This is a genomic window from Photobacterium marinum, assembly GCF_000331515.1.
In the GTDB taxonomy this organism is placed as follows: Bacteria; Pseudomonadota; Gammaproteobacteria; order Enterobacterales; family Vibrionaceae; genus Photobacterium; species Photobacterium marinum.
In genome coordinates this window covers 34,860-56,311 of the sequence record NZ_AMZO01000009.1, presented here as the reverse complement: position 1 = coordinate 56,311, position 21,452 = coordinate 34,860, and the positions used below count along the sequence as shown (strand labels likewise).

Genomic DNA, 21,452 nt, shown 5'->3' with positions numbered 1-21,452 from the left:
CCGTAAGTGCGGCGAATAATACGAGGACAGCCGGATGCTGTAAAGCAATTTTTTTATGTTTTTGCTCAAGCGTTCAAAACTTATACGTAAATTCTAAACTGGTTTTGATATTAGCCGCCAGCTAGTGGTTTTCATTTTCGATAAAACGATATTTCAGCTTCAAAGAAACAATATCAACATCGTTAATATCCTATCAGACAGCAGTAATCTTTGATGTCTATATTGATACTAGCCTTAACCACCTGCTAGCTGGTAAAATCCGGCTCCAACAGAAATCCCAAATATCTAAAGAGAGTGATTCCTATGGGACGCAGTTTTGAAGTCCGTAAATTGTCTATGGCAAAAACCCAGGGCGCCAAAGTAAAACTTTATTCTAAGTACGGTAAAGAAATTTACGTATGTGCGAAGAATGGCGGCGGTGACCCAGAAAGCAACCTATCCCTACGTCGTCTGATGGATAAAGCGAAAAAAGATCAGGTACCAAGCCACGTTATCGATAAAGCGATCGATAAAGCGACCGGCGGTGCAGGCGAAGACTTCGCAACTGCGCGCTACGAAGGTTTTGGTCCGGGTAACAGCATGGTTATCGTTGACTGTCTGACAGACAACAACAACCGTACTTACATGGATGTTCGTCAGGCATTCGTTAAGAACAACGCTAAAATCGGTGGACCAGGTGCCGTAGCTCACATGTTTGAGCATCAGGCTGTATTCCAGTTCAAAGGTGAAGATGAAGAAGCCGTTCTGGAAAACCTGATGATGGAAGACGTTGATGTATCTGACATCGAGTGTGAAGACGGTGTAATCACTGTTTTTGCTCCTCACACTGAATTCTTCAAAGTTAAGAACGCTCTGACAGCAACAATGCCAGACGTAACTCTCGACGTAGAAGAAATCTCTTTCGTTCCTCAGACAATGACTGAACTGTCTGGTGACGACGTGGCTGCATTCGAAAAATTCCTGGATGCACTGAACGACTGTGATGACGTTCAGAACGTTTACCACAACGCAGAGATCGCTGACTAATCTGTTCAGCTAAAGCTCTCAAAGTAGCCGGCTTAAGCCGGCTATTTTTTTACCCATTGGTAGCTCTATTGAACAATTCAGATTATTGAACGGACAACTCCCATTTTTACTCGTTGTTACTATATTCAACGAGTGTCAAGCATACCTAGCCTTGGGAGCTTATTTAATGCTCTGATACCTGCGTAAGATTCTGTTTCACCGGTTCTCGGTGGTATCCGCCCTCGGCTTTTTACTTATGATTACTTGATAGCACCGAGCGAACGCTGGCGAGACACTGCCAAGATAAGCTGGGGATGAACTTCACAGAATGGCGACAGCGTCGTAAGTTCATCAACTCGCTGCATTTATTGCGCAAAGGTTTTCAATTAAAGAGATAGCCCTGACACAGGGCTATCATCAGGCTTCACCTTTCATCACTCTGTTTAAGCGCCACGCACAATGTATACCGGAGCAATATCGGCAAAAGTTCTATTCAAATATGAAACGATGATCAAGGGCGGTTTTCATTCATTTTTCTAATTAGCAGCAATTTTATTGAAAGTTCTTCATCACAGCTCGGTCTTATTCTTTGAGCGCGATAAGGGGGAACAATGAAACTGTTGTTAATTCTTTTCTACGGACTTATCTTCACTCTGCCGTTAAGCGTGCACAGCGCATCGCTTAACGGTTTTAATCTTGATCGGCTAATAGTTCCTGCAGAGCAAATTCTTTCCGGCGGACCAGGTAAGGACGGTATACCCGCGATTCTTAACCCGAGGTTTGTAGAAGGTAACAAAGCCGATTTCATGAAAAGTCATGACGTCATACTGGGCTTAACGATGGATGGGCAGAGTCGTGCCTACCCCATCAAAATTCTCAACTGGCATGAAATCGTCAACGACAAAATTGATAACCGTAAATTCATCGTTACCTACTGCCCGCTTTGCGGTTCCGGCATGGCATTCCTCGCAAAAGTCGATAACAGAAACCTCACTTTTGGTGTTTCCGGCCTGCTCTATAATTCTGATGTTCTGCTCTATGACCACCAAAGCGAATCACTATGGTCGCAAATCCGTGGTCAGGCAATTAGCGGCAAAGCTGCAGGTCAGACTCTGACTCAATATCCATTAACACTAACGCGTTGGCAACAGTGGATATCAGATCATCCCCAAACACTCGTGTTATCGGAGCGTACAGGCTATTACCGCAACTACTCTCAGGACCCATATGCAGGTTACAGTCGCTCACCCCGATTATTCTTCCCGGTTGCCAATAAAGCACCGAGCAGTTACCCGACAAAAGAGACTGTATTAGGCTATAAAGGCAAAAAGAAACAAATTGCATTTCCACTATCTGAACTTCGTAAAAATGCCCAAGAAACGTTCAGTTATGAGTTTGAAGGTGAGATGCTGAACATTCATTGGGATCAGCAAAATCAATCAGCAACAATGACAGATCAGAATGGTGTGCTACGCAATACGACAATGTTGTACTGGTTTGCCTGGTATGCGTTTTATCCTGAGACAGAGGTGTTTAAGGCAAAATAAACTTAGTAAGAGTTTTAAAGTAAGAAATTCATCTATGAGTTGTCACAGATGAATTCCAAGTTACGTACTAATTTTTTTCAGCAATAGCGCTAACAACAGCGTACTCAGGTGAGACAAATATACTTGCAATCATATACTCACCATTAAAGTTAACTGTAGCTAGAGCGCCCTGATAAGCGCCATTTAGTGTAGAATCGCTACAAGCAACAGCTTCGGCATCATCTATGCCGTAGTAAAATCCTGTACGTTTAAGAGTTCCTGTAACTGTACAAGAACCGTTAATAGTTAATGACCCGTCAGCTTCAATTTTAATGGTGTCACCATTTAAAGGGCTTGTATGAGTCCCTTCAAGAGAAGCAAGATCTAAAGAATCCTCAATTTTTTTGAAGCTTTCTTCTATAGAGCTTCCATTGTAAGAAGACTTAAATATTGTGTAATTAGCGTCAAAGACTATCTCGCTACGGGATTCAGCTTCATATCCACTACCACCCGAACCGTAATACATTACCCCTGTCGCTTCCATCTTATTGTCGTAAGTTTTAGCACTCCCTGTTACAATTAAACTTCCCTCTGGTTTCATCACCACAGAACTTAGCGGCCCGAAATCAGGGGCGACAATCATAGCACTATTATTGTTAACGCCAACAAAGATTCCATTTGCTTTAAATTCTTCAGGAGGAACTGGATTACCAGGCTTTAGATATTCGCTACCTTTACCACCATCACTGCTATTACAACCAACAACCAGAAACGGTAAGAGTAAACTTGCGAAAACAAGCTTTTTCATAGATACCTCTATTTATAGTTATTTTAATATTTATAGTTCAGACCAACCATAAACATATTAATATCCGTTTCGAACGTAGCTTTGCCGACTGCAGAATCAATCTCAAATTCAGGTCTTAGATAATCCCAGCTTACACGTAATGATGTTTGTTTATTCATGATAAATTCAGCACCTAAACTAACAATCCCCCCCCAAGAAGAATTATCATCTGAATACGATAGTGGGCCATAAACAGCTTCAACATCGGCATTAAAAATTGCTAGCCCCCACTTACCATAAATATTAACGAAATCACCAATTGGTAAGCTTGCCTTTGGAGCAGCCGCTAAATACATCATATGACCAGCCGAAAAACCGACACCATCTACGCTTTTCTCAATAGCATCCATTCCCCCCGCAGTGAATTCAACAGCAAAGTATGGATTAAATTGGTAACCAGCATAAATGCTACCAGTTACACTACTTTCATCTAAATCACCATCTAGAGTTACTGATTGATCATTAAGCTTATTAGTAAACTTTGTTGTTACATCACCAAACTGTGATTGTCCAACACCAAAACCAACATATGGCTGTGCGAATGATGTCAAAGGCAACAGAGTGGCTGCCAGAGCTATAGCCGGAGTAATTAATTTCATAATTTAATCCTGAAAAAAGTTAAAAGTAAAAAGAAAGTGAGGATTATTAATCTTCATTCACAATCTTACATCTAGCACATTTCCACCAACACAAAAAAACGGACAACAAATAACAAAACCAGGACAAATTGAGCAATTCGTTCGCAGCAAAAACATAACCAAATCATTGCATAGAAAGAGTACAACAATTAGTTTCTGGAAAATAAATCTTATCTATTCAATAAGATAGTGTGACGTATGATTATTCAATCAAATTATCAAATTGACACGTTACTACCACGCTGAATATCATTCATAATTATTAACATCAATTAACACTGCTATGTCTTTACGAAACATTGACTTACCAGTAATAAACACCATAACGCTAATTCCATATTTGAAATGTTATTCAGATGGTGTCAATAACTCATCTACACTTTTGAGGAAATTCAACTTAAATGCAGAACAAATGAATAAAGAGGTTTTCATCCCATTAGTTCTGTCTGGTCAAATCATATCAGCGATAGAACTGAATGCTGGTATTAAAAGCATTGGTGTAGCAGCTAGAGTACAATCAGACACCTCAAAAACTATAGGGCAGATGACTTTAGTTTCTAAACAGGAAAAATAATGAATAAATTAAATGATTGCCCGATCACGAGTACGCTATCACTTATTCCATACCTTAAGTGCCTATCTGAGGCTGGATTTGATGCAACCAAAATCCTCAAACATCACAAACTAGACTCTAAGATTGTTCAACAATACAACTACATTCCAAGCTATATCGCATATGAAGTTCTTAAGTCCATATCAAAAAAGATCAATTCTAAAAATATTGGCATTGATGCTTATAAAATAGTAAAGCTGCCAACATTTATTGCAAACATCAAAAGCCTTATGCAATCAACAGACAATGTTGTTGAATTTTTTACTCTGCTTTCAAAAAACCAACATTTAATTGGTTCACATTTCAAAATATGGCTTGAAGTTGAAAATAACATTCTCTTTGTATGTCATCAGGGTTCTTTATCAAACTCAATGCCATTTACGAACCAAGCTGAGTACTTCAGGACACTTTCAATAATTGAAATTGTTAGATTTTATACAGGTAATGACTGGAAACCATTAGAGTTACACTTCAATTCAATGAATTCACCACCAATAGATATGATAATAAATACAGAGGCTAGAAGAGTCTTTGTAAATCAACAATACGCAAAAATACCAATTATAGAAAATTTCAAGCAGGAAGCTATTTCACCTCAAATTGGTATTTTCAATTTTAGTATAGAATCCAACATTATTGATAGGCTAAAGCTTGTGACAAATACTTTTATTAATCATGAAGACCTTAGCCTTTCACTAATATCTGACCTATTTGGATGTTCGAACAGGACTCTTCAACGAGTATTAAAAAAAGATGGTGTGAACTTTCGAGACTTTATCAAACAACAAAAGCTTGAACATGCAATTTCTCTTTTACATGATAACACCCCCATTAGTGATATAGCTCATAGGCTTGGATATAAAGATCCTGCTAATTTCACACGCTCATTTAAGTCTTATTATGGTGTGGCGCCATCATTATTCCGAGAAAAACAACCGACTAACTTTAAAAGCCCTGAGTAAGCAGCGCGCTACAAGCTTGTACTTCTAATGCGATGAAAGGGTGCAAAACTCTTCACCATCACATTTAATATTATAATGAGAGTTGAGTAAAATAGGCTTGTTTATATACCCATGACCAAAGAAGGGAAAATAGTAAACAGGCTTATAGAACTGTTTAGCAAAGTTTTCTATCGTTTTCTTGTATATCAATCGTTCTGAATCTAAAGGATTTTTAGGATAAAACTGACCAAATACAATCCCATTAACATGCTTCAACGAACCCATGTACAACAATTGATGCAAGCTTCTGTCTAACTGACGATAGCTGAGGCCGACGTCTTCAATAAATAAGATTTTACCCTTAAAATCAAGCTGATAATCAGTTGCAAATGTTGATGAAACCAATGTTAGGTTGCCACCTATAGATTCTCCTGAAGTACCTTTCTTAGACTCTTGGTTAAGTGGCAAAACATTTTTATATGAGACTCCGGTTTTCATGATTTTTCTGATATCAGGGATGGATTCACACTCGTTAGTCTTTACTAAATCAAGTTTTGCACTTAATCGCTTAAGATCCTGATTATGTCCGGCAACGACAGCATGCAAAGATGGCCAATCTAAATATTCATTGACAAACTGATGAATTGCAGTTACATCACTAAATCCAACTATTAATTTTGGCTTTGAATTTTTTAGTTCAGGTATAGCCTGCTTTAAATATGGCAAAAGATTTATAGCACCGCCACCACCGCGCACAAACCAAAGGATGTCATTATCATTATCTTTAAGAGCTTCTATTAATAAATTAGCTCTAGATTTTTCAGTATTTACGTAACCCAAATCAGAAACAACCTGATCGAGATATTTATCGCTAACCTGATAGCCTTTTTTTTCAAAAGATTGCTTTATATAGTCAACAGATTGCTCACTGTAAGCGGTCGATACAGAGACAAGAGATATATTATTGTAGTCTGATGCTTTAACCGAAACTGGCATTACTAGAGTGATGACTATAAAAAATAATATATGGCGCAAAATTCATTCCTGAACAACAATTCATTTATTAGTGATAAATTACATTTATCTTAATTCAGATTTATTCGATATAAGACCACATAGTTAAATTATCACTCTGACCAACAACCCCCAGATTGATTTGTCTATCTATACAGGAGGTTGTTATCCATTAATGAAACTATTTTTTAGTTTTTTTTCTAGAAAACATAAATCCAGTTAATAACAGTAAACTTGATAGGCTAGTACTACCGCCACTACTACCACGGGAAAAGTGCTCTTTATAATCAGGCTGAACCGCACTATGATTCATTGCATGTGAATAATCATCTTTAAACGGATCATGAGTAAAAGTTGAACCAGACAGTTCATCTAAAGATGTTCCTAAAATAGATTCTACCCATTCAATATAATCTGAAACTTTTGTGTAAACTCCAGGAATGCGTGTGCCACATTTATGTCCGAAACTAACAACACCAGCCAGGCGTAAACCCAAATCCTTATCATTAGTGTTATTTTGGTTTCGCCAAACAAGAGGGCCTCCTGAATCACCGAAACAACTATCAGTAGCAAGTTCAGGTTCTGGCGAAGTCGCACAAACTACATGTATCATTTTATCAAAAGAACCGACCGAGCCGCTGTCCAATGAATTCCACAGTGCAATACACTGCTCAAAAGGAACACCGCTTAACAAAGTATGTTGTAAAAATGTAGTCCCACTCTCCTTTGGCTTAGTCGGATCTGTCCCACCCCACCCAGAAACGAGTAGGTTGGCTTTTCTAGTTTGATTTTCAACCCACTCATTTACAAACTGGCTCTCCATAAGAGATTGCTCCTCTTTGGACAGTAGCTTTATCCATGTATTAATCGAGAATTCATTTTTATCACTCAACTTTATCAACGCAATATCGTTAGAGTGCGTATTTCTATTATACTCAGGGTGAACTACAATGTGATCACCAACATATTTTTTAGCATTTTTTGATGAGGTAAAGTCAACGGCATGAGCGACAATATCAACTTTTGAATCCACTGTACCATCTTTATAAACTACACAATGGGCTGCAGTTAACACCCATTGTGGAGCAATAATAGTACCTCCGCAATAAGAATATTGACCTAAACTTACTTGCCATGGAATTTGATTTAACTCAGTTGATATGCCATTGATAATTTTCGGATTTACATTCCCACTTGTCACCTGAGTAGCCAAAGCCAGCGGTGATATTAACAATAGCATGCTATACGTTAATTCTCGAAACGACATAAATATCCTCTACTACTTTTAAACTACGCAAAAATTTGATTGCATCATATTCTATGTTATTGATTTGACCATCCACCATGAACATATTACAAAATAAGCACATCAATGGACCTAACATAATATAATAGAAAGCAATACACCACCTTGTCATATTGCGCCACTTATCAATCATTAAAATGAATTCATTATTGAAATATATCTAGTAACAATCAGTTTAAGATGGATTCTTATTAAATAAATTAAATAGCTATTCTTAGTTTCCTCTTCCCCCACTCATACAAGCTTTCACCGAAACTCATTCACTCATAATGGTAAGGTACTTCATATACTAAGTAACTGTACTTCATTCATAGTTCTCATAGCGGTTTAGTTATCTACAGTGAAAAGACAGACTTGCGAAGAACATCATTTTACTTGCCTTTAGTTTCAAAAATACAGTTGCATATCAACTCTCTTTGTATTAAAAGAACATCATTTGTCGCAAAATGACAGAGACATAATCAGCCTTTATCTATAAATTTATTATTTCAAACACACCATAATCATTCACTACATTTGTGATTCAGCCACACAGCTTAAATCATTTATCCAACTATGCTGTTTAAGCTAGAAATATCAACTCATTAAGAATTGACTGTATTACATGTATATAAAATCCATCAATAACTTTGATCCTGATCTTATTCCATCACCTGTCGTTGGTGTTGTTTCAAAGGTATATTTTCATAATTCAGGCTATCATCAACATAATAAACATCAGTTACTCTTCGCAAAAGGCGGTGGGTTAATTGTCGAGATTGATAACTCCAGATATTTTGTACCACCAAGTTGTGCAATCTGGGTTCCAGCGAAAACCACGCATAAAACAACTGCTCATAATGAAGTAGAACTTCGTTCTTTATTTTTTGAAGACGGCCTTTCTCTTCCATCTAATCCTTTAATTATTGGTTTTTCTTCATTACTTTTCGAACTAGCAGATAGGATGGCTCACTGGCCATGGGATAAATCTAGTAGTGAGCAGCATTCAACACTATCTGTTTTTCAAGAAGAATTACAAGCTGCATTACTGCATCCTTTAAATATTACGATGCCCAAAGATCGACGTTTGAACCCTTTACTGGATTTACTGAAATCGGAACAAAACCCACCAAAACTGATTGAGATTGAAAAGATGATTGGTGCCAGCAGCAAAACAATCGGGCGTATTTTCCTGCGGGAAACCGGCCTGAGTTACCAAGCCTGGCGCCAGCAATGGCGACTGATGAAAGCAATGGAAATGCTGACTGATAAACAGTCAGTTCACTATGTCGCACAGCAATTGGACTTTTCAAGCAGCAGTGCCTTTATTGCATTCTTTCAGAAACACACCAATCAGACACCTGGTCGATTCATTGCCGCTTGATAAACATGATCGGGCTACAGGTTGCCCGATCATATACGGTCAAATCGTACTACTCACGATAAAGAAGGAACTGAAACAACAAGAGGCTTTCGCTTCAGATACTAAAAATAACGCATCCAACCTGAACTTTTTATCAGAAGTACGATATGGCTTTCATTAGGATGAGCACCCCAAATATTGCTTAAGAGCCTTATCTGAAGCAAAACCAAGTCGGTTAACCTCCAACAAACAAGCTAATTCATTCAAATTAACCCACTTATTTTCATCAACCAAACTATGCCGCACGTCTCCCAGTGAAATCATTACCATTAGTATCACTTTCTACATGGAACAGAGCGATGCTGACCAAAAGATTCATCTTTAATGACAATCAATAATCAATTGAAAAGTATCTCTCAAATTAAACAATCTCGTTTCCTGAGTTTGCCTTGCCTAATTCCATCTGCAGAGTTATTTCATCAATAAAAGTATCACCCAACAGTTTACAATTCCAACCCGGAACTTCAGAGTTGATGTATCTTGGTGATAAAACGTTTTTACTTGTACTGACATAAGTAATCCCTCCTGTTACGAAGGCGGGCTGTGAAGCATCTTACCTGTAAGTAAGCCTAGCTGTTACACGCCCAAATCTGTCAGGGCTAAATTTTCATCAGTTACTTGCCTGGTCATTACTAACAAAACTATTTCTTACTGAGCAATTTCTTGCCAAACGACTACGGGCTCATTAAGTTAACCATTTCCAATCCTCACCTGAACTATTACAAATGAAGAAAATCTATCAACCACTATTTGATAACAATCATCCTCCAGGAGAGATTTTCTTTGGCCATGAAGTGTTTCTTCCTAACACCACGACACCAAGGCACAGTCACCCGTGGGGCCAGCTTCAGTTCATTAAGGGCGGAATTCTAGAGCTGACTACAAAAAGTAAGCGCTTCCTTTCACCTTCTCAGTATGCGGTATGGGTACCTGCCGGTGTCGAGCACGAAAGCTTTATGCGCCGCAGCCTAGACTACTGCTCAATGAACATTGTCTCCCCTCTTGCTGACGACTTACCCGATTATCCCTGCCTTCTTGAAGTCAGCCCGATAATGGAAGCAATCATAAGTGACTTAAAAGACAGGCGTATTGCCGTTCCGCAAAGCGATGAAGATCTTCGGATGGTGAAAGTCCTGCTCGATCAAGTACTCAAAGCCAATGAACATGATCAGTTCCTGCCGAACAGTGATCACAAACTGCTGAAACCTATCCTAACCGAACTGGAACGCCACCCGACTTCACCCAAAAACCTTTCCGACTGGGCCAAAGAGCTTCACACGACCGAGCGAACGTTGGCAAGACACTGTCAAGATAAGCTGGGGATGAACTTCACAGAATGGCGACAGCGTCGTAAGTTCATCTACTCGCTGCATTTATTGCGCAAAGGGGTTTCAATTAAAGAGATTGCCCTGACGCTGGGCTATCATCAGGCCTCACCTTTCATTACTCTGTTTAAGCGCCACGCACAATGTACACCGGAGCAGTATCGGCAAAAGTTCTATTCAAATGTGGAACGATGATCAAGGTGGTTTTCATTCATTTTTCGGTCATGACGCCAACTTGTTGACATCACACCTCATCATTGATCCAAAAGGTGAGTGAGCCTCGGTCAATAAGCGCTTGGTTATATTCTTTCAAGCTATGTGTTTGGTAAGTTACTTTGCTCTTATTTATCAATCACATCCAGCACAAGGAATACCTGATCAAATCGCGATAGTAGAAGATAGTTCAGTACAATTTAGTCAACAAGGCCTTTCAAAGGGTTCAAGTAAGCACCCAAGGCGCTATATACCAAATTTAAGTTGATCACGATGCTCATCTTCTTGTTTTTGATTTATGATGTATTCAAGACCAACCTCTTCATCAAGACTAACCGTAGAGACAAAGTATCCCCTGCCCAAAAATGTTCACCATTGAAATTTCTTTGTCTGCCTCGAAAGTTCTTAGCTATCGATATTTAATTACCGTATATCAGCTTTCAATTGCCTTACGGATAAAGCCGTTATTGTTGGCCAGGAGTGATTTAGCTTCATCAGCAGACAGCTGAGCCAGGATCATCACAATCGCGGTCTTACAATGACCGTTACAAGCCACCAGCGCGGTTTCTGCTTCTTCGCGGCTGCACTCGGTGGCTTCCATTACAATCTTCTTTTGTCGCTCAACAAGTTTGGCATTGGTAGCCTCAACATCAACCATCAAATTGCCGTACACTTTACCGATACGGATCATCGCCCCACTTGTCAGCATATTCAGCACCAGCTTCTGTGCCGTCCCAGCCTTCATACGCGAAGAACCCGTCACCACTTCAGGGCCAACGATCGGAGTAATACTGATATCTGCCAGTTCAGTCATCGCACTTTGCGGATTACAGCTGATACACCCCACAGTTGCACCGACAGATTTTGCGTACTCCATAGCTCCCAATACATAAGGCGTTCGCCCACTGGCGGCAATACCAACCAGAACATCATTATGATTGAAATTTAACGCCTCAAGATCGTCTGCGCCCAGCTCCCGGTTATCTTCGGCATTTTCCACCGCTTTGAAAATCGCCGGATGACCGCCTGCGATCAAGCCGATAACCTGCTCTGGCTTAGTACCATAAGTAGGCGGGCACTCACTGGCATCTAAAATACCCAATCGACCAGATGTTCCGGCACCACTGTAGATCAATCGTCCACCTTTCTGAAAAGCTGCCGCAATCACATCAACAGCAAGGGCAATTTGCGGTAATACCTGTTCTACCGCCAACGCGACCTTTTTATCTTCCTCATTGATGACCTTTAGCATCTCAATTGTCGAGAGTGTATCGATTTGCTGGCTGGCGGCATTACGGCTTTCCGTTACCATGTTGGATAGATCAATTTTCATCGGGATCCGAGCTCGTGGTTACTAACTGGTTTTCATTGTAATGGATAAGAGAAAACGAGGATATAAAACAAAATTACGTAGCCAAAACAGTAAAGCCCTCGCTTTTTATCGCAAGGGCTAATTTCACAATGAGTTATCAGGGTGATTTAGTGCTTTGATTTGACCCAGTTTTCAATGCTGGTCTGAACCACTTCCATAGGCTGATCACCATACTTCAACAGTTGATCATGGAATTCTGCCCAATCAAAGTCATTACCCAGCTCAGACTTAGCTTTATCAAGCATTTCCTTAATCACCAGATAGCCAGATTTATAAGACACGGCCTGACCGACATAAGCAGCATAACGAAAGCTTTCAGATTCAATATCACCTGTACCTAAAGCTGAGTTACTTCTCATGTATTTACGCGCTTCCTGAATACTCCAACCTTTAGCATGAATACCAGTATCAACGGCTAAGCGCATATTACGTAACTGGGCTTCGTTCAGACTACCGAAATATTGCAGCGCATTACACTCTTCAGCATTGTTGTAAATACCGCCCTGGAAAGAAGAATAATCAAGGTCTTCTTTACACATGCCGGTACCGTTAACAAATGTCGGCTTACCATTGGCATCTAACTCACCATAGATACCCATTTCCAGTCCCAGCCATTCAGTGTAAAGCGCCCACCCCTCTGCATAGGCGGTGTAACTGACACCTTTGATGTAATCGGGCTTATTCGCTGGTGGATACTCAAGCGAGTAGGCATTCTGGAAGTGGTGACCCGGTGCAGCCTCATGCAGGAGCAGAGTCGAAACATTCCACTTCTGCAAACTGTAGTCAGGGTTTGTATTGAGGTTAAACTCGTTTTTACCGTAAGATGCAACCCCTTCATATAGTTCGCCATCTGCCGGAATTGGCACAATGCTGTAATCAGTTTTTATCGGCTTAAAGTATCGGGCAACCACATCATTGGCATCGTTCTTGAACTTATAGTAGTCCTTCAAAGCTGCTTCACAGGCCGAGGAGTCTGATGCAGTTTTACAGGCCTCAGCGTGCACGGTACCGGAAATCGTCCGACCATCACGACCATAGAAGAACTGCTGGCTATTAAGGAAAGCGAAAAATGCTGTCAAATCAATGTTTCCGTTAGCATCTTCCAATACAAATGTCTTCTTACTTACAACTCCTTTGTCATCGCGCCAGTCAGCTTCAACCGTTTTTCCGCGGTTCTTAACAAGAATCCTGGCTACACGTTCCATTTCAGCTTTAGCATCAGCAACCAAATCTTCACCAAGTCGATTAAGCTCCATCGCAGACTTCCCGGTCGTACTATTTCGATCCAGGTGCCACTGATACCAAGCCTGTCCATTAGGCAAATCACCCCAACCTATATTGCGATCATCCAAACTTCCCTCAAGTCCTGCCCCCCGAGCAACTTTCATGTAACCGTCTTTCAGATAGGAGATCAGCTCAGTGGTCGCTCTGACGGCATCATCCACTGCCAGCTCATATTCTTTGTAGAATTCAGTGTCATAGCCGGTATGCGTTTTAATATCAGCCAACCCTTTTTTCAACATCTGATAATCATGAGCTGCAACTGATTCTTCAGTACTTCTCACCAATCTTTCAGTTAGCACTTTCGGTAGCTGAGCATGCTCAATTTGCCCCATCGAATACTGGGCATAAAGATTATTAACCCAGGCAGTAAATTCACGCACCACCTGAATATGCTGCTGATAATCTTCTAGCTTGTTCTGTTTATCTCCGGCATACTCGGCATTCCATTTGATGTAGTTATAAAAATGGGTAATCGGAATAGCAAAATTACCAAACCGAGTATTAGGCAGTGATGCACCACGAATTGCGATATTACGGTCGAAACGGAAAGTATCGTAATAAATCTTATCTTCATCCGATAAAGAATCACGATTAATAGATTCCAGCTTATCGAGATATAAACGATCGACAGCCTGGCGTGATGCCGCCATCTGATCATTTATTTGACCAAAGCTCGTATTATCCAATGTATCCATTGCCTTCTGGTAATCAGAAAATACTGTTCGTATGGCGACAGAAGAATCTGTAGTTACTTTCGGCTGCTCAATAACATTGGTTGTTTCATCATTACAACCAGCCAGTGCTGTAATTACGAATAATGCTATCGCCAATGATGATTTACGCATATCTCTGCCTTTCATTGAAATTCCCTCTTATTTGATTTTTAGATCGTATCTTTTTGATATATAGGAAGTTACAGGAGAAAGACTAAGTAATTATCAACAGACATTTTGTGAAAATGCTCACGGGCTACTGAGCGCGACCAATTATGCACAGAATGCATAAAAAAGAAGAGTCACTTTATGCAAAACATTGAAGTAAAACGACTATTTTACAAAATCAATATGAATAGACGAGTGTGATTGGGTGAATAATATAAATTATTTATGAACACAGTAATTTTGATTTCCTGACAGAAGATCTAAGTTTGCTTATTAACTGTGAACTCAATTGCAATATTTTTTCACTGTTATGAATAAATGAAATAAAAAAGCCTGACCGAAGTCAGGCTATCACAAAGAATATATCTATAACTGTATCATTGTTTTTTCAGCGTATAAGCATCAGCTAACTCGCCGGTCACTCGCAGACCATCTTTATCTAATCTGAACAGTTGATTTTCAGCAACAAAGTATCGCACAGCATCTTCACTGTCGCTTGGAACAGCGATAGCATTTCCGGCAGCGTTCCAGTTAAATTTACCTTCAGTTTTAAACTCACCGTCTTTCTTGCCAAGGTATTTTTCATTCAGCATGTAAGTGCCATCAAACCTTAATTCCAGTGTTGTCTCAATGCCACTGCAATCAGCACAAGGCAGGATGCCATGGTATACACCATTCCAATCCAGGGAATTTCGGGCATTATGTGCGTTATCAACAGATATCAACTGCTCAACCTGTGGCTGGTTTTCAGTTACCACATGCGTGTCTGCATGGCTTTGTGATGCCAAATCGACAGAGCCCTGTTGATCACAACCTGCAATCGCGAATCCGGCAATGACCAGAGCAAGAAATAGTTTATTCATGGTAACTCCTGACAAAATCTCAATCGAACAAGGTACGATTATAGAAGGGTAAATGTCCGGCTTTCGTCATCCTTATGTCAAAGTACGGTAAAATTATCTTTTATCTCAGTAAACTAAAACGGCTGTACTTAGAAATCACAGCCGCTGAAGATAAAGAGCATTCAGTATGAATAATCAGTCTTCGCTGATTGCACCGATCTTATGAATTGCCAAATCGGCACCGATATATTCTTCTTCGTCACTCAGACGCAGTCCGACTGTCTTATTAATAACACCGTAAACTACCAAAGCTCCCACAAGTGCCACCAGAATACCAGCCACTGTGCCAAGGAACTGACTTGCCATACTCACACCGCCAAGGCCACCAAACGCTTCACTACCGAATATCCCGGCTGCGATACCGCCCCATGCACCACAAACACCATGCAGCGGCCAGACACCCAAAACATCATCAACCTTCATCTTGTTTTGCATATAAGTGAAAAGCCACACAAAAAGTGCGCCAGCAACACCACCTGTAACCAGAGCGCCTACAGGATGCATCAGGTCGGAGCCGGCACAGACAGCCACCAGTCCAGCCAACGGACCATTATGAATAAAGCCAGGGTCATTCTTACCAACAAACAGCGAAGTGACGATACCACCAACCATGGCCATCAGAGTATTCACCGCAACCAGACCACTGATACCATCCATGGTTTGTGCAGACATTACATTAAAGCCAAACCAGCCAATCGTTAGGATCCATGCCCCCAGAGCAAGAAGCGGGATGTTTGACGGTGCGAATGCAACCAAACGTCCACTGCGATAGCGTCCATTTCGAATCCCCAGAAGAGCCACTACCACCAGCGCAACCCAGCCTCCGAAAGCATGAACAACAACCGAACCGGCAAAATCATGAAACCCGGCACCAAAGGTTGCTTCCAGCCAGCCCTGAAAACCTAAATTTCCGTTCCAGACAATCCCTTCGAAAAACGGATAAACCAGACCAACCGTGAAAAAAGCACCGATCAACATCGGATAAAAACGCGCACGTTCAGCAATACCGCCAGAGATAATAGCCGGAATAGCCGCTGCGAACGTCATCAAGAAGAAAAACTTAACCAACTCATAGCCGTTGCCATCACTGAGCTGCGCAGCTCCGGAAAGGAAAGTGGTGTCGTAGGCAACCCAGTAGCCAATAAAGAAATAGGCAATGGCGGAAAAGCCAAAATCGGCAATGATTTTTACCAGTGCATTTACCTGGTTTTTCTGCCTGACTGTACCAACTTCCAGAAAGGCAAATCCGGCGTGCATTGCGAGAACCATGATGGCTCCCATCAGAATAAATAAAGTATTTGAGCTTTGGATCAGTGTTTCTACTGCGCTGTTGATGTTGTCCACAAACGTCTCCACATCCTTGTTGGTTAATCATATTACGCAGTAACAGAGCAGTTTTTATGCCAGTACGAACCATTTTGGGGAGCCAGATTAGCGCTTGTAATTATTGCGGGTTTAATTGACTGATTTATAAACAATTAAAACAACCAAAGGCGCACAAGGATTGTGCGCCACACCATAAAGGTTAAAAAAATGTAAAGAAGAACAAAGGACTATACTCACCCCACTGCGATCCATGATGGTGCAAAAAGCCAGTACCTGCACCATGACTGCGCCCAGTTATACAACGCAGTAGTTATACAAAACACTTAGGTTACGCAACGGCCAAGCCAACAATCAGGACGTAGCAACCAGACAGGCTGCATCGACTAAAACGACAAGGCAGAGTCCCCTTGCAGATAAAAAGCTTACTAATACCAATATCGATCAAGTTCATACAAAGATGTTCAACCTAACTTTTAATTTCATAAATTCAGGAATCAAATTCACGTTAACATCAAAACAATATGAAATTAAATGCATTGTGGTTATGTATATCCGAAGTTGAACTATCTTCGTTTACATACCTCATCAAGTGATCGCTCAATCAGAGCAAAAGCCGTGGTCCGGTGGAGTATGGTGGTAAAAGCGCTCTTTTTTACCATCAGCATGACAGTACCTTTTTCTTTTTAACCCTACTGGCATCTATACGAATGCTATTAAGAAAGGATTCATCATGTTTAATTTATTTCCACGCAGAAACCCAACCCTTCCTCAAGATGACAGCAAGCTAGAGCAGTTCAAACGTAAAATTCAGCTGAAATTCACTCAAGAGCACTATGAATGGGACACTGAAAATCCGAATGTTGGGCCGGTGCCTATCGTTAAGAAGCTCCCTAAAGAAGCCTTGCCGACACTGACCTGGGCCGTCAAGGTCGCCGAGGTATTGATTCCGGTGGTCGAAAACCTTATCGCCAATGTGAAAGATGCAACCGAACTGATCGACATAAAAGACGGTTTCAGAGAAATCTCAGATGCGATTGAACACATCAACCCGGGACAACAGCTGGCGTTGATCACTAACTCTAGTCTGATGCTTAAATCACTGATCAACATGTTCCAGAGACTGGTTCAGCAAGAAGTTAGGGAACACCGAGATGAAGCAGGCCTGCAAGCCTACAAAGATCTATTTAAAAAGCTGCCACTGCCTGCTGTCGCTGAAGTCTTCCAGCAAAATGACTGTTTTGCACGTTTCCGCGTCGCCGGACAGAACCCGATGTTGATCAAAGGGATCACAGCGATACCTGCTAATTTCCCTGTCACTGAACAGGGTTATCAGAATGTCATGGGATCTGATGACTCTCTTGATCAAGCAATTGCAGACAAGCGCCTCTACCTACTGGACTACCATGAACTGGAACAACTTTCCGAACACTCACAACGACCAGATAAAAAAGTCTTTGCTCCAATGGCGCTGTTTGCGATTCCTAAAGGTAAGCAGTCACTCACTCCGGTAGCAATTCAAGATGGCCAGGATCCGACATCATCTGCCATCTTCTACGCCGTAGAAGACAACAGCGGCACACCAGAATATTGGCAATGGCAAGCTGCGATGACCATGGTTCAGGTTGCCGACGGTAACTATCATGAGCTTTTCGTTCACCTGGCCCGTACCCACTTAGTCATTGAAGCATTCACTATTTCAACCAACCGCTGCCTGGCCGAAACTCACCCGGTCAATATCCTGCTGCTTCCTCATTTCGAAGGAACCTTGTTTATCAATAACAGTGCAGCAAACTCACTGATCGCACCGGATGGCCCAATTGATAATATTTTCGGCGGCAAAATCCAAGCCACTCAGCAGGCTGCAGGAACTGATCGGCTTAACATTGATTTCTACCAGTACATGCTGCCAAACGATCTGGCATCACGGAATGTCGATAACAAAGACTACCTACCGGATTATCCGTATCGTGATGATGCCATCCTGGTCTGGGACGCTATCCGTAACTGGACTCAGTCCTATATCGAGATTTATTACAAAGCAGATGATGACATTGTTAATGACTACGAACTGACTGCATGGACAGAGTCGTTAATGACTGAAGGTGCCATCAGTGGCTTCAAACCAATCACAACAAGAGAGCAGCTGGCAAATGTGTTGACCATGGTGATCTTCACCGCCAGTGCTCAGCATGCTGCTGTGAATTTCCCACAACGCACACTGATGAGTTTTGCTCCGGCTGTCACCGGCGCCTTCTGGGCTGAAACCCCGTCCGATATTCACAGTGAAGAAGAATGGGGGAAAGCCCTGCCACCTCTGAAGCAATCACTGCAACAGCTGTCGGTGTTAGAAGTGCTTGGTGGTGTTTATTACCGACAACTGGGCGAATATAAAACCAATGAGTTCCCTTACCTAAACTGGTTTGAAGATCCTGATATTACCAAAGACGGTGGACCACTCGATCAGTTCCGACAAGCCTTAAGTGACATAGAAGAGGAAATTAATATTCGAAACCAAAACCGTGAGGGGTACAGCTATTTGCTACCAAGTAAAATCCCGGTCAGCATAAATATCTAACCCTCATATTGGCGAGGACTCCCCCTCCTCGCCTTTTTCATTCGGTTTCATTTAATCCTCGAACGACCTCGCAGTTACAACGTCATACAATTTGTATGTAATAACCGACGCAAGAAATATCATTAATAGCGAACTCAACATAAAAAAAGAGAGGCCGAAGCCTCTCTTGCATCATAGTGAATAGCAACATTCAAACCCGATTAGTGGAAGTAATCCACCTGCCCCTTAAGCTCTTCAGACAGTCCTTGAAGGTTGGTTGCACTCTGTGACGTCTGAGCAGCCACTTCACGTCCCTGACGGTTCAGTTCGCTGATTTCAGTCGCATTCATTGCGATTTCTTGACTAACTTGCGCCTGCTCTTCAGCGGTTGCAGCAATAGTCTCAGCCTGAGCAGCAATTTCGGTCACCTGAGTCGTGATACCTTCCAGCGCATTACCAGCCTGCATCGCCTGATCAGTAACCCGCTTACCGCGCTCCTGGCTTTCCGACATCATACTCACAGCACTGCTGGTGCAAGAGCGCAACTGCTCAATGATACCAACAACTTCCTTCACAGACTCCTGAGTACGGTGAGCCAGAGTACGAACCTCATCAGCAACAACAGCAAAGCCTCGACCTTGCTCACCAGCACGGGCAGCCTCAATAGCGGCATTCAGCGCCAGCAGGTTAGTCTGCTCTGCAATTTCATCGATCATGCGTGTTACTGACTGAATGTTGTCACTTTCACGGCTTACCATATCGATAGCTTCTGCTGACTGAACCAACTGTTCGTTCAGGTTCGCCACTTCAATGCTCACCTGGGATACCAGTTCAGAGCCGGATGCACTTTCTTCATTAGCAGAACGCACATTTTCAGCAATAGCCTCAACCTGTTCAGCAACAGACTGCGCTGAAGAAGCCATTTCTTCGATTGCCGTCACCACCTGCTCAACTTGTTCCTGCTGAACATCCGCCTGAGTCAGGCTTTGGTTAGCATCATTAGAAACACTTGTTGCCTGTGAGTTTACAGATTCACTGGTCTGGCGGATCTCGCTTACCAGTTCATTCAGCTTGGCAGCCATAGAAGACACACCATAGGTCAGGCGGACAATCTCGTTACCTGAGTTTGCATTTCCTGATTCCATCTGCAGCGTCACTTCACCCTGTCTCAAGCGATCCATGTAACCGGTCAGTGTTGTCAGCGGACGAGTTAGCTTACTCAAATACAAGCTCAGGATCAGGAAGGTCGCAATACCGGCAGCCAAAGCAACCATCACGATCACTTTCAGCAATTGCTGACTACCTTTAGTTACTTCATCAATGAAAGTACCGCCAAGCAGTTTCCAGTTCCAACCAGGAACTTCAGTGTAAACAAGGTACTTATCCCCGATAATGCCGTTGTGCTCATACGGGTAAGTCATAATCCCGCTCTTCGACTCAAAAATTGCACCGAATGGTTTATTACCATTGTAATCAGACACATCCTGAATCTTTGCACCTTTCATTTTGTTAGTCGGGTGATACAGGTACTCACCTTGGCCTTTGTTGTCATTATCAACAACAATGGTGTAGCCGGTGTCACCCCAAGTATCTTTCGCCACGCTGGCAAAAATAGCTTCAGACGCACTATCCAGTGGAATACCGATAAATGAAATCGCCTTAACCTGACCGGCACTATTCTTAACCGGAGAATAGAAGGTCAGGTAGCTACCTCCAAACAGCTCAACCTTGGCATAATATGGCTGACCACTTTTCAGTTTAAGGTAACCTGGATGGCCCTGACCCAAGGTAGTGCCTAAAGTACGCTGGCCTGCATTATCTTTCAAAGAGGTCGACACACGAACAAAATCATTGTCCGAAGCCGCAAAAAGTGTCGCAATGGCGCCAGTATCCTGAGTGAACCGATCAACAACATCAACGCTGTTAATCATCGATTCACCTGCTTGTACTATGTTTTGCACCTGATGACCTGAGAAGCTGACATTCTCGCCAATAAATTTCAGATCATGTAAATATCCATTTCTAAACGTACTTTCCAGCTTACGTGCATTATCCAGGTAAACATCAAACTGACCAGCAATAGAAACCGCCAACGCATCCAGTTTGGCCTGATGTTCAGTCATTGTCTGCTCAAGCAATATATCGGATGAATTACGGTAAACAACTGTGGCCGTTAAACTAAACGCAATCAGTAACAAAACACTGATCGCAAACTTTAATTGAAAACCAATACTTTTATTACTTATATTTTTCCACATACACCTATTCCGGAGACAAGTCTCCATTAATACCATCGAAAGGGT

At 41.7% G+C, this 21,452-nt stretch carries 16 protein-coding genes and 2 pseudogenes; 8 read left to right on the top strand and 10 right to left on the bottom strand.

The window, feature by feature from the left end:
• Window positions 1-303 precede the first annotated feature (303 nt).
• From C942_RS08460 to C942_RS08455, 3 genes and pseudogenes are all read left to right on the top strand, one after another.
• Window positions 304-1,026 (top strand): YebC/PmpR family DNA-binding transcriptional regulator, encoded by a 723-nt coding sequence (locus C942_RS08460; protein ID WP_007464659.1) that lies wholly within the window; start codon window positions 304-306, stop codon window positions 1,024-1,026.
• A gap of 248 nt (window positions 1,027-1,274) precedes the next feature.
• Window positions 1,275-1,516 (top strand): annotated as a pseudogene (locus tag C942_RS25495) (helix-turn-helix domain-containing protein); the annotation flags it as partial.
• Window positions 1,517-1,616: 100 nt separating this feature from the next.
• Complete coding sequence (locus C942_RS08455) at window positions 1,617-2,552, top strand: DUF3179 domain-containing protein (RefSeq protein WP_007464657.1); 936 nt, start codon at window positions 1,617-1,619, stop codon at window positions 2,550-2,552.
• Between the two features lie 67 nt (window positions 2,553-2,619).
• Here C942_RS08455 and C942_RS24330 read toward each other — a convergent pair whose 3' ends face one another.
• Both C942_RS24330 and C942_RS08445 read right to left on the bottom strand, forming a co-directional pair.
• Window positions 2,620-3,339, bottom strand: a complete 720-nt coding sequence (locus C942_RS24330) for a hypothetical protein (protein ID WP_007464655.1) — start codon at window positions 3,337-3,339, stop codon at window positions 2,620-2,622.
• Window positions 3,340-3,362: 23 nt separating this feature from the next.
• Window positions 3,363-3,977 (bottom strand): outer membrane beta-barrel protein, encoded by a 615-nt coding sequence (locus tag C942_RS08445; protein WP_007464654.1) that lies wholly within the window; start codon window positions 3,975-3,977, stop codon window positions 3,363-3,365.
• 451 nt (window positions 3,978-4,428) lie between these two features.
• Between C942_RS08445 and C942_RS25035 the strand changes: the two genes are divergently transcribed.
• Entirely contained in the window at window positions 4,429-4,590 is a 162-nt protein-coding gene (locus tag C942_RS25035; RefSeq protein WP_007464652.1) for a hypothetical protein, read from the top strand.
• The gene (locus C942_RS08440) at window positions 4,590-5,591 is read left to right on the top strand and encodes a helix-turn-helix domain-containing protein (protein ID WP_007464650.1); all 1,002 of its coding nucleotides are present in this window, start codon (window positions 4,590-4,592) and stop codon (window positions 5,589-5,591) included. Before C942_RS25035 ends, C942_RS08440 begins: the two co-directional genes overlap by 1 nt.
• 24 nt (window positions 5,592-5,615) lie before the next feature.
• On the opposite strand, the gene C942_RS08435 is transcribed toward C942_RS08440, so the two are convergent.
• Window positions 5,616-6,605, bottom strand: a complete 990-nt coding sequence (locus C942_RS08435) for an LD-carboxypeptidase (RefSeq protein WP_232428156.1) — start codon at window positions 6,603-6,605, stop codon at window positions 5,616-5,618.
• Between the two features lie 160 nt (window positions 6,606-6,765).
• Window positions 6,766-7,851: a S1 family peptidase gene (locus tag C942_RS08430; RefSeq protein WP_007464646.1), complete on the bottom strand. Its 1,086-nt coding sequence runs from the start codon at window positions 7,849-7,851 to the stop codon at window positions 6,766-6,768.
• Between the two features lie 643 nt (window positions 7,852-8,494).
• Here C942_RS08430 and C942_RS08420 point away from each other — a divergent pair.
• On the top strand, window positions 8,495-9,253 hold the full coding sequence (locus C942_RS08420; protein ID WP_036799314.1) for an AraC family transcriptional regulator: 759 nt from the start codon (window positions 8,495-8,497) through the stop codon (window positions 9,251-9,253).
• A gap of 764 nt (window positions 9,254-10,017) precedes the next feature.
• Window positions 10,018-10,812 (top strand): AraC family transcriptional regulator, encoded by a 795-nt coding sequence (locus C942_RS08415; RefSeq protein WP_007464638.1) that lies wholly within the window; start codon window positions 10,018-10,020, stop codon window positions 10,810-10,812.
• 264 nt (window positions 10,813-11,076) lie between these two features.
• Here the strand turns inward: C942_RS08415 and C942_RS25790 are convergent.
• The 5 genes and pseudogenes from C942_RS25790 to C942_RS08395 all read right to left on the bottom strand — a co-directional run.
• Window positions 11,077-11,249: pseudogene (locus C942_RS25790) on the bottom strand (transposase); the annotation flags it as partial.
• A gap of 14 nt (window positions 11,250-11,263) precedes the next feature.
• A complete protein-coding gene (murQ, locus tag C942_RS08410; protein WP_007464634.1) occupies window positions 11,264-12,163 on the bottom strand; it encodes an N-acetylmuramic acid 6-phosphate etherase in 900 nt (299 codons plus the stop codon).
• Window positions 12,164-12,309: 146 nt separating this feature from the next.
• Window positions 12,310-14,346, bottom strand: a complete 2,037-nt coding sequence (locus C942_RS08405; RefSeq protein WP_007464632.1) for a DUF885 domain-containing protein — start codon at window positions 14,344-14,346, stop codon at window positions 12,310-12,312.
• A gap of 398 nt (window positions 14,347-14,744) precedes the next feature.
• Window positions 14,745-15,230, bottom strand: a complete 486-nt coding sequence (locus C942_RS08400; protein ID WP_007464631.1) for a copper resistance protein NlpE — start codon at window positions 15,228-15,230, stop codon at window positions 14,745-14,747.
• A gap of 174 nt (window positions 15,231-15,404) precedes the next feature.
• Entirely contained in the window at window positions 15,405-16,613 is a 1,209-nt protein-coding gene (locus C942_RS08395) for an ammonium transporter (RefSeq protein WP_007464629.1), read from the bottom strand.
• Between the two features lie 712 nt (window positions 16,614-17,325).
• Between C942_RS08395 and C942_RS08390 the strand changes: the two genes are divergently transcribed.
• Window positions 17,326-19,170: a lipoxygenase family protein gene (locus C942_RS08390; RefSeq protein ID WP_007464624.1), complete on the top strand. Its 1,845-nt coding sequence runs from the start codon at window positions 17,326-17,328 to the stop codon at window positions 19,168-19,170.
• A 200-nt stretch (window positions 19,171-19,370) separates the two neighbouring features.
• On the opposite strand, the gene C942_RS08385 is transcribed toward C942_RS08390, so the two are convergent.
• A complete protein-coding gene (locus tag C942_RS08385; RefSeq protein ID WP_007464622.1) occupies window positions 19,371-21,407 on the bottom strand; it encodes a methyl-accepting chemotaxis protein in 2,037 nt (678 codons plus the stop codon).
• Between the last annotated feature and the right edge of the window lie 45 nt (window positions 21,408-21,452).